The organism is Nocardioides sp. NBC_00368, from assembly GCF_036090055.1.
Taxonomy (GTDB): domain Bacteria; phylum Actinomycetota; class Actinomycetes; order Propionibacteriales; family Nocardioidaceae; genus Nocardioides.
On record NZ_CP107970.1, the window covers coordinates 2,286,040 to 2,299,998 of the forward strand.

The following is a 13,959-nucleotide window of genomic DNA, read 5'->3' on the forward strand; positions in this document are numbered from 1 at the left end:
GTGCGTCTACTGAACCGCTCCGTCGGTCGACTGTCGCGGCACCGTCGCCGCCCGTTGGCCGGTGCCGCCGTGCTCCTGGTCGCCCTGTTGAGCACCGGCGGTGCGTACGCCGCTCTCGCCCCGGCCTCCCAGGCCGAGCAGGAGAAGGACAACGCCGCCCTCGTCGCCGAGGGCAAAGAGCTCTTCATGATCAACTGCTCCACCTGCCACGGCTCCAACGGTGAGGGCATCACCACCCAGAACGGGAAGCTCTACGGCCCCTCCCTGATCGGTGTCGGTGCCGCCTCCGTCGACTTCCAGGTCGGCACCGGCCGGATGCCGATGGCTCAGCCCGGCGCCCAGGTCGAGGTCAAGGACCCGAGCTTCAACCAGGACGAGATCGACGCCATGGCCGCGTACGTCGCCAGCCTCGGCCCCGGCCCGGCGATCCCGGACGAGGAGCAGTACGACCCGGAGACCTACGCGTCCGAGAAGGAGAAGGAGGAGGCGGTCACCCTCGGTGGCCAGATCTTCCTGACCAACTGCACCGCGTGCCACAACTTCACCGGTGCCGGCGGCGCCATGCCGCGCGGCGGTGAGGCTCCGAGCATCCTCAACACCGACCCGAAGCACATCTACGAGGCGATGCTGACCGGTCCGCAGTCCATGGACACCTTCTCCGACGGCAACATCAGCCCGGAGGAGAAGAAGGCGGTCATCTCCTACGTCGAGTCGATGAAGGAGCAGCCCGACTACGGCGGCTTCAACAACGGTTCGCTCGGTCCGGTGACCGAGGGCATCGTCGCCTGGGTCGTCGGTCTCGGCGTCCTGGTGGCTTTCGCCGTGTGGATCGCCTCGCACACCACGCGCACCAACCAGACCAAGAAGGGATCTGCCAAGTGAGCAGCGACCTCAGCGAGATCGAGAAGCACGACGACTCGCACCCCGAGCTCAACGCGCACACGGACGCGCTGCTGCCCGACCCGGGTATGCACGAGCATCACTGGCGTCCTACCGACGTCGACCCGAAGGCGGAGAAGCGCGCCGAGCGTCAGGTGAGCCTCTTCTTCGGTCTCTCCGCGCTCTGCTCGGTGCTGTTCGTGGTCGCCTACTTCACCATCGAGCCCGGCTACGACGGTGACGTCTGGGCGGGCTACGGCGCCTCCAACCTGGCGCTGGGCTCGACCCTCGGCTTCGCGCTCCTCTTCCTCGGCATCGGTGTCATCCAGTGGGCTCGCAAGCTCGTCGTCGACATCGAGCACGCGGAGGACCGCCACCCGGCCGCCTCCTCCCCCGCCACCCGCGAGGTCGCCATCGCCGAGCTCAAGGCCGCGCTCAACGAGTCCGGTATGGCTCGTCGCCCGTTCATCCGCAACGCGATGATCGGCTCGGCCGCCCTGCTGGGTCTGCCCGCGATCGTGATGCTCAAGGACCTGGGTCAGACCAACGCCCAGATCACCGAGGAGCAGCCCTACCCCGGCGCCGGCCTCGAGCACACCGTCTGGGACGCCGGCGTGCGAGTCGTACGCGACGTGGTCGGCACCCCGATCCGCCCGGGCGACCTGGAGGTCGGGGACCTGGTCAACGCCGAGCCGGCGACGATCTTCGACGGCAGCCTGCACGGCGCGCCGCTCCAGATCGCCAAGTCGAAGGCCGCCACCATCCTGCTCCGGATGGACCCCAACGACATCGACCACGACGTGACCCGCAACTGGTCGGTCAACGGCATCGTGGCCTACTCGAAGATCTGCACCCACGTCGGTTGCCCGATCTCGCTGAACGAGCGCACCACGCACCACCTGCTGTGCCCGTGCCACCAGTCGACCTTCGACCTCGCCGACCACGGCAAGGTCATCTTCGGTCCGGCCGGCCGTCACCTGCCCCAGCTGCCGCTGGGCGTCGACGCGGACGGCTTCCTGGTTGCCCTCTCGGACTACCCTGAGCCTGTGGGCGTCAGCTACTGGGAGCGCAACACCTACGACATCGACGAGATCTTCGACGACTGGTCGAAGAACCACGCCGCCGATGCTGAGCAGTACGGCTACAAGGAGGGCGGACAGTGAGCACCGACACGTCCAAGGTTGCCGCCAGCAACGGCACCAATCCGGCAACGCCGGCGGGCAAGCCGACCAAGGCGGGCGCGGCGGCCAACTGGGCCGACGAGCGCTTGGGCCTGGGTGGCCTGAGCAAGTTCCTCTCCCGCAAGATCTTCCCCGACCACTGGTCGTTCATGCTGGGTGAGATCGCGCTGTGGAGCTTCGTGGTCCTGCTGGTCACCGGCGTCTTCCTGACCCTGTGGTTCAAGCCCTCGATGGCCGAGATCACCTACCAGGGCTCCTACGCGCCGCTGCGCGGCATCGACATGTCCGAGGCGATGGCCTCGACGCTGGACATCTCCTTCGACGTACGCGGCGGTCTGCTGCTGCGTCAGGTCCACCACTGGGCCGCGATGCTGTTCATCGCCTCGATGATGATCCACATGATGCGCGTCTTCTTCACCGGCGCGCACCGCAAGCCGCGTGAGATCAACTGGGTCATCGGCGCGACGCTGCTGCTCCTCGGCACGCTCGAGGGCTTCACCGGCTACTCGCTGCCCGACGACCTGCTCTCCGGCACCGGCATCCGGGCCGCGGACGGGTTCATGATGGCGATCCCGATCGTGGGGACGTATATCTCGTTCTTCCTGTTCGGAGGCGAGTTCCCAGGCGACGACATCATCCCACGCCTGTTCACCATCCACGTGCTGCTGATCCCGGCGCTGCTGCTGGCCCTGATCGGTGCCCACCTGATCCTGCTGATCTACCACAAGCACACCCAGTGGCCTGGACCCGGCCGCACCGAGAAGAACGTCGTCGGCTACCCGATGGTGCCGAACTACATCTCCAAGATGACCGGCTTCTTCTTCATCACCTTCGGTGTGACCGCCCTGCTCGGTGCCTTCTTCTCGCTCAACCCGGTGTGGAAGTTCGGACCGTACGACCCGACCAAGGTCACCGCCGGCTCGCAGCCTGACTGGTACATGGGCTGGCCCGACGGCGCGCTGCGCATCATGCCTGGCTGGGAGTCGCACTTCTGGGGCTCGACCTGGTCGTGGAACATCTTCTTCCCGGTCATCGTGCTGCCGATGGCGGCCTGGATGGTCGTGCTGATGCTCCCCTTCATCGAGGCCTGGATCACCGGCGACAAGCGCGAGCACCACCTGCTCCAGCGCCCGCGCAACGCTCCGACCCGCACCGCCACGTTCGTCGCCCTGATGACGTTCTACGCGGGCTTCTGGGCCGCCGGCGGCAACGACATCATCGCGATCAAGTTCGACCTCTCGATCAACCAGATCACCTACTTCCTGCGGGCGTTCGTGTTCCTGGGTCCGATCGCGGCGTTCATCATCACGCGTCGTTGGTGCATCTCGCTGCAGCGTCACGACAACGAGAAGCTGCTGCACGGCTACGAGACCGGCACGGTCATCCGCACGCCGGAGGGCGCCTACCACGAGAAGCACCTGCCGCTTCCCGAGGACGAGGCCTACGCCATGACGGTTCGCGACCGCGGCCGCGTCGGCGAGGAGCCGGAGCTGAAGAAGAACGGCAAGCAGTCGTTCCGCGCCAAGCTCCGCGCCTTCTACTACGACCACGACGTGGACAAGCCGACCGCTCAGGAGCTCAGCGAGGCGCACCACCACGCCGAGCACGAGGCCCACGAGCTGGCCGCCCACGAGGGTCACCAGGTCGACGGTCACGACTTCGACGATCACCGCCACTCGGCGATCGAGGAGCCCCTCAGCCACTGAGGCTGAAGCCGTACGCCACGTGGCGCCGTTCCCTCCGGGGACGGCGCCACGTGCGTTTTTCCGCACGAAACCCGGTTGCCCACGCTCCGGCGCCGGTCCTAGGGTCCAGCACATGACCGGCCTCCAGGCTCGACTCCGAGCCGACCTCCTGACCGCCCGCAAGTCCCGCGACACCGCGGCCACAGCGGTGCTCCGCTCGACGCTGTCGGCCATCGCCAACGCAGAGGCCCTACCGGTGGCAGAGGCCGCCCTCTCGGGCGACGGGCCGATCGCCGGCGCCACGAGCGGCGTGGGCGCCACCGAGGCCGCGAGACGCGCCCTGACCGACGACGACGTCCGGCGCATCATCTCCGCGGAGCAGACCGAGCGGCTGAGCGCAGCGACGGACCTGGAGTCCCACGGCGCGGGCGAGAAGGCGGAGCAGCTCCGCGCCGAGGCGGAGCTGCTCGCGGCGTACCTCTGAAGCATGCCGAGTCGGCGCGTTCTGACGCGCCGACTCAGCGCTTCTTCGCGTACGAACGAGCCGACTCGGCGTGGTTGGAGGGGCTCAGCCCTGGGGGTCGAGCTCGCCGCCGACGACCTCGAGCACCCGCGCGCGTACGTTGGCCGCGGCCTCGGGGTCACGGGCCGCCACAGCGGCGACGAGGGCGTTGCCGAGGATCAGCTGCGGGATCCGGATGATCGAGTCGAGCTCCTGACGGAACCCGGCGCGGCCGCCCTGCGGGGTGACCAGCTCGACCTCGGCGAGCTTGGTCAGCTGGGTGCCGGTGAAGGAGGTCAGCGCGATCACGGCTGCTCCCCCGGCGACGGCCGCCTGGGCGACCTGGATCGTGGGCGCGGTGGCGCCGGTGCCGCTGACGACGACGCAGACGTCGCCCGGCTGGAGCAGTCGGGCCCGGATGAGCTGGTCGAGGTGGTCGCTCGGCGCGACCGTGCTGAGCCCCTGGGAGCCCAGCCGCATCGCGATGTCCTGAGCGACCGGCGAGGAGACCCCCGTGCCGGCGACCAGAATCGAGCGAGCCTCGGCGAGCAGCTCCACGGCCCGGCTGACCTGCTCCTCGGAGAGGAGCCCCACCATGTCGGAGGCGGAGTCGGCGATGTCGGCGAAGAAGGAGCGCACCACCGTCAGCGGGCTGCCTCCCTCGGTCGTCTCGGTCTTGGCCGAACCCAGGTCGCGCGCCAGCAGCACCTTGAGGTGCGGGAAGCCGCGGAACCCGAGTCTCTGCGCGGCACGGACCACGGTCGCGGTCGAGACGGATGCCTCGGCGGCGATCTCGGCGGTGGTCGCCTCGATGGCCCACTCCGAGCGGGTCAGCACGACCTCGGCGACCGCGCGCTCGGACGGGTTGAGCCGCGGCATCGCGGCTCGGATGGCTGGAAGAACCGGCGCGCTTGTCATACCGCCACCACAGTGGCTTCGGCGCCGTGCAGGATCCGGTGACGCAGCGCTGCGGACAGCTGGTCTACCAGGATCGTCACGATGATGATCACAGCTAGCATGATTCCACCCCATTCCCACTCCCGGCCCCGAAGGACACGGTTTAGTAACGCACCAATTCCACCGGCGCTCACGACACCGAGGATCGCGCTTGCCCTGATGTTCACCTCGAAGCGGTAGAGCCAGAACGCCACCGTCTCCGGAAGCATCTGCGGGATCACCGCCGTTCGGACCCGCTGCCACCAGGACGCACCCGCGGCGGCGACCGCCTCGACCGGGCGCGGATCGACCGCCTCGATGTTCTCCAGCGTCAGCTTGCCCAGCGATCCGATCGAGTGGACGCCGATCGCCATCGCCCCCGCCATCGGGTTGAGCCCGAACAGCGGCAGCATCACGATCACCGCGAGCAGGATCTCCGGGACCGCACGGATGGCGTTGAAGAAGAGCCGCACCGGGACCCGCAGGACGAGCGGCGCGGTGTTGGAGGCCGCCAGGAAGGCCAGCGGGAAGGAGAACAGCGCTCCGACGCAGGTGCCGATCCAGGCGAGCGCCACCGACTCCCCCATCAGCTTCAGCGACTGCAGCCACCAGTCTCCGTAGGTGAGCTCCGGGTCGGCCTGGCCTTCGGGATGCGCCCCCGGCCAGGTGAGCACGCCGTCGAGCATCTGGCCGGCGTACTGCAGGATCTCTCCCGGGAACAGCGGCAGCCGCTCCCACTTGGCGTCGTCCAGCGACCAACCGGCGATCAGCACGATGCCGATCAGCGTCAGCCCGGCCAGGGTGTAGGGCCATTTCGGCGGTGGCTTCGGCCGCGCCACGGTCTCCGCGGTCACACCAGCCTCCGGCGCAGGAGCTGTGAGAGCAGGTCGATGGCGATGACGACCACGAAGATGACGATGACGACCGCCGCCAGCCGCGCGTAGTCGGCCCGGTTGAAGTAGAGCATGATCAGCTGCCCGACCCCGCCGGCCCCGACCGCACCCAGCACCACCGAGGCGCGGATGTTGAGCTCGAAGACATAGAGGACGTACGAGGCGTAGTTGGGCAGGATCTGCGGCACGATCGCGGCGCGGGCCCGCTGCCAGCGGGTCGCCCCGGCGGCGTCGAGCGCCTCCAGGGGGCCGGGATCGACGGCGTCGATGCTCTCCGCGGTGAGCTTGGCGACGATGCCGATGTTGAAGATGGTCAGCGCCAGGATCCCGGGGAGCGGACCGGTGACGACGGCGACGAAGACCAGCGCGTAGGCCATGTCGGGCAGCGACCGGATCACCGACATCACCGACTTGGTGACCCGGTAGACCGCGGGCGGCGCGCTGACCTTGGAGCCCAGCAGAGCCACGCCGAGGGCGATCAGCGAGCCCACGAACGTCGCGATGACCGCGATGGCGGCCGTCTCCATGAGCGCGGTCCACAGCCGCGAGGACGGGTCGGTGATCTCCTTCCACTCGGGACGGACCACCTCCTCGAGGATCATCGCCAGCTTCGGCCACTGCTCGATCACCGGGGCGAGCGAGAAGTCGATCGCCCAGCCCGCCACCACCGTGACCGCGACGGCGCCGAGAACGCCACCGACGAGCAGCGGGCTCGGCGGCGGCTGCTGCGGGCGGACCGGGCGCGGCTGACCGCTCGGGCGCTCGAGGGTGGCCTGGGTCATGCTGAGACGTCCTCGGCGGTCAGCGAGCGACCGTAGATCTTCTCGAAGATCGCGTCGTCGGCCTCGGCCGTGGGGCCGTCGAACACCACCTGACCCGCGCGCATGCCGATGATGCGGTCGGCGTAGCGCCGGGCGAGATCGAGGAAGTGCAGGTTGACCACGGTAGTGATACCGAGATCCCGGTTGATCCGTTGCAGGTCGCGCATCACCAGGTTGGCCGTCGGCGGGTCGAGCGAGGCGACCGGCTCGTCGGCGAGCACCACCGAGGGCTGCTGCGCGAGCGCCCGGGCGATCGCGACCCGCTGCTGCTGTCCGCCGGAGAGCTCGGAGGCGCGTACCCAGGCCTTCTCGACGATCCCGACGCGCTCGAGCGCCTCGAAGGCGATCTCCTTGTCGGCCTTCGTGTGCAGCCCGAGGGCCGAGCGCAGCCACGACTGGGCGTGCAGGCGACCGGTGAGCACGTTGCCCATGACCGAGCGACGGGTGACCAGGTTGAACCCCTGGAAGATCATCCCGATCTCGGCGCGCAGCCTGCGCAGCCGGCGGCCGCGTGCCGTGGCCACCTCGGTCCCGCCGACGGACAGCGAGCCCGACGTGACCGGAACCAGGCCGTTGATCGTGCGGATGAGCGTCGACTTGCCCGCCCCGGAGAGCCCGACGACCACGACGAACTCCCCCGCCGGGATGGTCAGGGAGACCTCGTCCAGGCCGCGGGCGCCGTTCGGGTAGACCACCGAGACATCGTCGAAGACGATGCTGTGACCACCGGCGGTCCTGTCTCCGGGATCCGAGCCGCTCATTCGCCGAAGTTCTCCTCCACGGACTTCGCCTTCTTCAGGGCAGCCGTGTCGACCTTCTCGAGACCCTCGATCTCGTAGACCGCCTCCAGCGTCTTGAGACCCTTGGGGTCCTTCGCCATCGCGGTGAACGCGTCGGTCACCTTCGTACGCAGCTCCTTGGAGAGGCCACCGGCGACGACGATGCCGTCGTTGGGGATCTCGGTGGAGTAGGCGAAGACCACGACCTCGGAGGCGACCTTCGGCTCGTCGGCCGCGACCTCCTCGCGGGCGTCGTCGAAGCTGACCCCGATCGGGTAGTCGCCGCGTGCCACGGCCAGCACCGCGGCGTCATGGTCGCCGGCGAACTGCGCGTCCAGGTCGACGAGCGCGTCGCCGCCGGTGACCTGGCTCCACTGGGTGGCCGGGTAGTAGTAGCCCGAGGCGGAGCCCTGGTCGACGAAGGCGATCGAGGTGCCGGGCTTGATCTTGGCGATCGCCTCCTCACCGGCGGGGCCCGTCTTGGCGGCATCGGTGCCGTTGCAGTACTTGAAGCCCTCGACCACCTTGACCTCGTCGGCGCAGTAGGTCTCGGGGTCGTTGGTGAACCACTGGGTGTGGTAGGTCCCCGAGCCGTAGCGCACCGACTGGAGGACCGGCACCGCGCCGGCCTGGTCCTCGGCCTGCACCATGCCGATCGGGCCGAGCATCGCGACCTGCGCCTGGTCCGCCTTCATCGCCACGATCGCGGCGGCATAGCTCTCGGTCACCTCGGCGCGTACGGGGATCCCGATCTGGTCGCTGAGGAACGACTCCAGGCCCTTCGCGCTCTGCGTGATCGAGTCGACGTCGCCGGAGGGCACCAGCGAGAGCACGATCTCATCGGGATCCTCCGCGGGCGCGGCGCTGTCCTCACCGCCGCCGCAGGCGGCGAGCGAGAGGGCGAGCGATGCGGCGGCACCGACCGCCAGCAACCGGTTCCTGGGGGTTCTCAACATTGGACAGACTCCTTGAGGGGGTGAGCTGCGATGAAGGACGACGGGTCATTCGACCAGTCCGAGACTGCGGAGTACAGATCGGTGAACGATCCTGCACGAACATGTGCCGGTCCCTGCCGGCGGTCGAAGGCGTCAACGTACGCAGCAACACAACCACGCTCGACGGCCGGAGCGAGGTCATTGCGCCAGATGTCGCCGACCGACATCAGCCGCTCCGGCTTGTCGACGGCGTCGAAGGCGTCGAGGAAGGCGTCGAGGTGGCCGATCATCCGGGTCGGCTTGAGCGCGTCGGTGCGCACCTCGTCCACCACGTCGAGCACACCGAGGTGATCGAGGACCGCGTCCAGCCCGCTGCCCGGCGAGTTGGTCAGGATCACCCGGTGCGCGTCGATTCCGGCGAGCAGGTCGACCAGTCCCTCGGGCGTGTGGATGTCGCCCGGGTTCGCGCTCATCTCCGCCCTGCTCAAGACGTACGCAGCGCTCAGCTCCTCCTCGGTGACGCCAGCGGCCAGGCCGAGGATCTTGACGGCCTCATAGCCGTCCTGAGCGCCTGTGAGCGTCTTCGGCGCACTCTCGGGCAGCCGTTGCCCCAGGAAGGCCGCAGCGGTCTCCAGGAGCGCCTCAGGGGCCTTGGTGAGGGCCGCCACCCTCTCGGCGTAGAGAAGTGCCGGTGTGTCTCCGAGACACACCGTGCCGTCCAGATCGAGCACCAGCACAGGCCGAGGCAACGAGTCCACCTTCCAGGCGCGGGCCGTCGGGGTCGGCCCTGCGCAACGCGATTACGTGTTAACTGGAACGTAGGTAAAGACGCTTCAGGACGCAAGCAGCAACCGCTTGGTGTCACACGCTATTTACTGCAGTGCACTTTATCGACTCGGACCGTGCCGAAGGCTCAGGCGACGCCCGGCGTGCCGCCGGGTCAGGCGAGGGCGGATCCCGCCCGGTATTCCTCGTAGGGGGTGTTCCAGTCGCCCCAGCCGTTGCTGAAGGTCATCTCGCGGTTGGTGCCCACGGTCTCGACGACGTCGCCGCGACGGGTCATGTCGTAGAGGAACTTGGCGTTCTCGTCGCTCATGCCGGTGCAGCCGTGGGAGACGTTGGCGTTGCCCTGCTGCGCGACCGACCACGGCGCGCCATGGATGAACTCACCGGAGAACGTGAGCCGCATGGCCCACTTCACGCCCTCCATGTTGTAGTACTCCCGGTCGCCCTGGTTGATCCCGATGGTCTCGGAGTTCATGGTCTTGCGCTTGAACTTCTCGATGATCACCTTCACGCCGCTGCGGGTGATGAACCCTTCCTTGCCGGTCGTGATCGGGATCGTCTTGATCTTCTGACCGTTCTTGAAGACTTCCATCTGGTAGGTCTTCGCGTTGGCCCGGTAGATGTGCGCATCGCCGGTCTTGAAGGTGATCTCGCGGTTCTTCTGGCCGAAGATGCCGCCGCCGGCCGGGACCGAGTTGATGTTGAGCTTCACGTTGATCGTGGAGTTCGCCTGCCAGTAGGTGCGCGGACGGTAGTGGACCTCCTTGTCGCTCACCCAGTACCACGACCCCTCCTGCTTCGGCGTCGACTCGACCACCATCTTCTTCTCGAAGGCGGCCTTGTTCTTCACCGGCAGGTCGTACGTCACGATGATCGGCATCCCGACACCGACGGTCTCGCCGTCGAGCGGTGCGATCGACGGGTAGGTCTGACGGTCCAGGCCGAGGTCCTCGGTGGAGAAGGTGATCTGGCTCTTCTTCTCCAGCCCGTCGTCGCCGGTGGCGGTGACCGAGAGGGTGTAGGAGGCGGTCGGCTCGAGCACCTCGCCGGCGCTCCAGCTGAGGCCGTCCTCGGTGATGGTGCCCCGCACCTTCGTGCCCTTGGCTCCCTTCAGCATCACCTCGTCGAGACGTCCCTTGACCACGTCGACCTTGACCACCTTGTCGACCGCGACGCCGGTGGCCTCGTTCTCCACGTTGGGCGTGATCTGCACCGTCGGCTCGGCCGGCTTCTTCGGCTCCTTCGAGGCGGGATCGGCCCCGCACGCGGCGAGCACGGGCGTGAGGACCGCTGTCGCGGTGGTCAACAGCACCCCGCGGCGGGCCAGCAGGGACGGGCGGCGAAACGGTGACTGCGTTGACACGGTGAGACTGCTCCAGACCTGAAATTGTGAACCCAGCGCTCTGAACCGGGACGCGGGCGCGATAACCCTATCGGGCATTGCCAAGAGCCGCCCAAGAACGGCAGCGGGGCCCGATCCGTGATGGATCAGGCCCCGCGTACGTCACTTCTCAGTGCTTGAACTCGCCTCGGTAGTACTCAAAGTTCCAGCCGGCGGTGGCCAGCATGCCGAGCACGGCGGCGATGATGACCAGCCACCAGGCGGCCATCGCCACGGCGAGGACCACCAGACCGAAGGTGAGGCCGGCCCACAGCGGCCACCAGGAGAACGGCGGGAAGAAGCCGTACTCGCCGGCGCCCTCGGCGATGTCGCCGTCCTCGCGGTCCTCGGGGCGCGGATCCATCCTGATGGCGTGGAAGCCGAGGTAGATCCAGATCATGGTGAACAGCAGCGTGCACATGACCAGCGCCGAGGTGCCGGTCCAGTCGCCACCCTCGGAGGAGGCCGCGGTGACGAACCAGTAGGCCGGGGTGACCAGCACCATGAAGGCGGTGCAGACCCCGAAGATCCAGGCTTCAGACTTCATCGGGCTCAGCCTTCCTTGTTGGAGCTGGTGGAGACGAGATCGTCCTCATCGTGCTCCAGCGCGGCGATCTCCGGGTGGTGGAGGTCGAAGGCCGGGGACTCCGAGCGGATCTTCGGGATGGAGACGAAGTTGTGACGCGGCGCCGGGCAGGCGGTGGCCCACTCGAGCGAACGGCCCCAGCCCCACGGGTCGTCGACCTCGACGATCGGCGCGTGACGCGAGACGTAGAGGTTGTAGAAGAACGGCAGCATCGACAGGCTCAGCAGGAACGCGCCCACGGTCGAGAACTGGTTGAGGAAGGTGAAGCCGTCGCTGGGCAGGTAGTCGGCGATACGCCGCTGCATGCCCTCGACACCGAGCCAGTGCTGGACCAGGAAGGTCGCGTGGAAGCCGACGAACAGCAGCCAGAAGTGGACCTTGCCGAGGCGCTCGTCGAGCATCCGGCCGGTCATCTTCGGCCACCAGAAGTAGAAGCCGGCGAACATCGCGAACACCACGGTGCCGAAGACGACGTAGTGGAAGTGCGCGACCACGAAGTAGGAGTCGGAGACCTGGAAGTCGAGCGGCGGGCTCGCCAGGATGATGCCGGTCAGACCACCGAAGAGGAAGGTCGTCAGGAAGCCGATCGACCACAGCATCGGGGTGTCGAAGCTGACCGACCCACCCCACATCGTGCCGATCCAGTTGAAGAACTTCACACCTGTCGGGACGGCGATCAGGAACGTCATTCCGGAGAAGAACGGCAGGTTGACCGCGCCGGTGACGAACATGTGGTGCGCCCACACCGCGACCGAGAGGATCGCGATACCGAGGGTCGCGGCCACCAGGCCGATGTAGCCGAAGATCGGCTTGCGGCTGAAGACCGGGAGGATCTCGGAGATGATGCCGAAGAACGGCAGCGCGATGATGTAGACCTCGGGGTGACCGAAGAACCAGAACAGGTGCTGCCACAGGATCGGGCCGCCATGGGCGGCGTCGAAGACGTGGGAGCCGAACTGGCGGTCGGACTCGAGCATCAGCAGCGCGGCGGCCAGGATCGGGAACGCGATCAGCGCGAGCAGGGCGGTGATCAGCACGTTCCACGTGAAGATCGGCATCCGGAACATGGTCATGCCCGGCGCACGCATGCAGATGATCGTGGTGATGAAGTTGACCGAGCCCAGGATGGTGCCCAGACCACCCATGTAGAGGCCCATGATCCACAGGTCGCCACCGACACCCGGCGAGTACTGCGCGCTGGAGAGCGGCGTGTAGGCGAACCAGCCGAAGTCAGCCGCGCCCGTCGGGGTGAAGAAGCCGCTGGCCGCGATCAGACCACCGAAGAGGTAGAGCCAGTAGCTGAACATGTTGAGCCGCGGGAACGCGACGTCAGGGGCGCCGATCTGCAGCGGCATGATCACGTTGGCGAAGCCGAAGAACAGCGGCGTCGCGAACAGCAGCAGCATGATCGTGCCGTGCATGGTGAACAGCTGGTTGAACAGCTCGTCGTTGACGACCTGCTGACCAGGGAAGGCCAGCTCCGAGCGCATCAGCAGCGCCATCAGGCCGCCGACGAGGAACCAGACGAACGACGTGACCAGGTACATCTTGCCGATCAGCTTGTGATCGGTGGTGGTCAGCAGCTGGTAGATGTGCTTACCGAGCGGCTTGGGGCCCCCGGTGACCGGGCGCGCAGCTGTGGCGGTCACTCGCCCTCCTCCTCGTTGTGGCTCGCGATGTCGTCGGTGGTGCGGGTGGACTTGCCACCACCGAGCAGCGGGCGCTCGGCCTCGAAGCCCTTCTGCGCCAGCGCGTCGACGTAAGACTTGTAGTCGCTCTCGGAGAGGATCGCGACCTTGAAGATCATCCGGGCGTGGTAGACGCCGCAGAGCTCGTAGCAGGCGCCGCGGAAGGTCTTGCCCTCGATGAGGTCGTTGGCACCCGGGTCGAAGGTGGCCGTGGCCTCCTTCGTGGTGATCGAGTAGTGGTTGACCCGACCCGGGATGACATCCATCTTCATGCCGAACTCCGGGACACCGAAGTTGTGGATGACGTCGGCCGAGCGCAGGTTGAAGCGCGTGGTGGTCTTCTCCGGGAGGACCAGCGTCGGGATGTGCGAGCCGGTGCCCACGACGTAGCCGTAGCTGTCGTAGGGGAACTCGTCGTCGACGAGGTTGTCGTCCGCGCTGGCGTCCAGCTCGCCGATGCCGTGGTTGAAGGTCCACTGCCACTGCTGGCCGGTGACCTCGATCACGTTGGTGGGCGACCCTTCGTCCAGCATCTCGTTCTGGACCTTGACGGTGTGGTCGAAGAACACGATCACCATCAGGACCGGAGCGATCGTGTAGAAGATCTCCAGCGGCAGGTTGTAGCGCGTCTGGACCGGGATGTCGGCGTCGCTGCGGCGCCGGTAGCGCCAGATCGCCCAGAAGATGAGCCCCCAGGTCAGGATGCCGGTCAGCAGCGCGGCGATCCATGCGCCCTGCCACAGGGCGAGGTTGTGCTCCCCCTGCTCAGAACGTGGCTCGGGGAAGCCGAAACGCGCCGCCTCGTCCGAACAACCACTCAGCAGGAGGGCGCCGGCCGTCAGCGTCGCCACCAGCGCACCACGTCGGGCGCGGGAGTGGGACGGAGTCGATCCGGCCCCTGGCAAGT

Annotated in this window: 14 protein-coding genes; 4 read left to right on the forward strand and 10 right to left on the reverse strand. The window is 67.5% G+C overall.

The window, feature by feature from the left end:
* The 4 genes from qcrC (at position 1) to OG984_RS10905 (ending at position 4,229) form a co-directional block, all read left to right on the forward strand.
* The gene (gene qcrC / locus OG984_RS10890) at positions 1–882 is read left to right on the forward strand and encodes a cytochrome bc1 complex diheme cytochrome c subunit (RefSeq protein ID WP_328531601.1); all 882 of its coding nucleotides are present in this window, start codon (positions 1–3) and stop codon (positions 880–882) included.
* Positions 879–2,042 carry a cytochrome bc1 complex Rieske iron-sulfur subunit gene (gene qcrA / locus OG984_RS10895; protein WP_328531602.1) on the forward strand — a complete coding sequence of 388 codons (1,164 nt, stop codon included), beginning with the start codon at positions 879–881 and terminating at the stop codon, positions 2,040–2,042. The genes qcrC and qcrA overlap by 4 nt, the downstream gene beginning before the upstream one ends.
* Complete coding sequence (qcrB, locus tag OG984_RS10900) at positions 2,039–3,766, forward strand: cytochrome bc1 complex cytochrome b subunit (RefSeq protein ID WP_328531603.1); 1,728 nt, start codon at positions 2,039–2,041, stop codon at positions 3,764–3,766. Before qcrA ends, qcrB begins: the two co-directional genes overlap by 4 nt.
* A gap of 112 nt (positions 3,767–3,878) precedes the next feature.
* Positions 3,879–4,229, forward strand: coding sequence for a hypothetical protein (locus OG984_RS10905; protein ID WP_328531604.1), 351 nt, complete (start codon positions 3,879–3,881; stop codon positions 4,227–4,229).
* Positions 4,230–4,313: 84 nt separating this feature from the next.
* On the opposite strand, the gene OG984_RS10910 is transcribed toward OG984_RS10905, so the two are convergent.
* The 10 genes from OG984_RS10910 to ctaC form a co-directional block, all read right to left on the reverse strand.
* Positions 4,314–5,165 (reverse strand): MurR/RpiR family transcriptional regulator, encoded by an 852-nt coding sequence (locus OG984_RS10910; protein ID WP_008363150.1) that lies wholly within the window; start codon positions 5,163–5,165, stop codon positions 4,314–4,316.
* Positions 5,162–6,037 (reverse strand): phosphonate ABC transporter, permease protein PhnE, encoded by an 876-nt coding sequence (gene phnE / locus OG984_RS10915; RefSeq protein ID WP_328531605.1) that lies wholly within the window; start codon positions 6,035–6,037, stop codon positions 5,162–5,164. Before phnE (OG984_RS10915) ends, OG984_RS10910 begins: the two co-directional genes overlap by 4 nt.
* Positions 6,034–6,858, reverse strand: coding sequence for a phosphonate ABC transporter, permease protein PhnE (phnE, locus tag OG984_RS10920; protein ID WP_328531606.1), 825 nt, complete (start codon positions 6,856–6,858; stop codon positions 6,034–6,036). The genes phnE (OG984_RS10915) and phnE (OG984_RS10920) overlap by 4 nt, the downstream gene beginning before the upstream one ends.
* The gene (gene phnC, locus OG984_RS10925; protein ID WP_328531607.1) at positions 6,855–7,658 is read right to left on the reverse strand and encodes a phosphonate ABC transporter ATP-binding protein; all 804 of its coding nucleotides are present in this window, start codon (positions 7,656–7,658) and stop codon (positions 6,855–6,857) included. The genes phnE (OG984_RS10920) and phnC overlap by 4 nt, the downstream gene beginning before the upstream one ends.
* On the reverse strand, positions 7,655–8,632 hold the full coding sequence (gene phnD / locus OG984_RS10930; RefSeq protein ID WP_328531608.1) for a phosphate/phosphite/phosphonate ABC transporter substrate-binding protein: 978 nt from the start codon (positions 8,630–8,632) through the stop codon (positions 7,655–7,657). The genes phnC and phnD overlap by 4 nt, the downstream gene beginning before the upstream one ends.
* Positions 8,626–9,360, reverse strand: coding sequence for an HAD family hydrolase (locus tag OG984_RS10935; RefSeq protein ID WP_328531609.1), 735 nt, complete (start codon positions 9,358–9,360; stop codon positions 8,626–8,628). Before OG984_RS10935 ends, phnD begins: the two co-directional genes overlap by 7 nt.
* Before the next feature lie 191 nt (positions 9,361–9,551).
* Positions 9,552–10,760: a L,D-transpeptidase gene (locus OG984_RS10940; RefSeq protein ID WP_328531610.1), complete on the reverse strand. Its 1,209-nt coding sequence runs from the start codon at positions 10,758–10,760 to the stop codon at positions 9,552–9,554.
* 148 nt (positions 10,761–10,908) lie between these two features.
* The gene (locus OG984_RS10945) at positions 10,909–11,325 is read right to left on the reverse strand and encodes a cytochrome c oxidase subunit 4 (protein ID WP_008363158.1); all 417 of its coding nucleotides are present in this window, start codon (positions 11,323–11,325) and stop codon (positions 10,909–10,911) included.
* A gap of 5 nt (positions 11,326–11,330) precedes the next feature.
* Positions 11,331–13,013 carry an aa3-type cytochrome oxidase subunit I gene (ctaD, locus tag OG984_RS10950; protein ID WP_328531611.1) on the reverse strand — a complete coding sequence of 561 codons (1,683 nt, stop codon included), beginning with the start codon at positions 13,011–13,013 and terminating at the stop codon, positions 11,331–11,333.
* Complete coding sequence (ctaC, locus tag OG984_RS10955; RefSeq protein WP_328531612.1) at positions 13,010–13,903, reverse strand: aa3-type cytochrome oxidase subunit II; 894 nt, start codon at positions 13,901–13,903, stop codon at positions 13,010–13,012. The genes ctaD and ctaC overlap by 4 nt, the downstream gene beginning before the upstream one ends.
* Positions 13,904–13,959 lie beyond the last annotated feature (56 nt).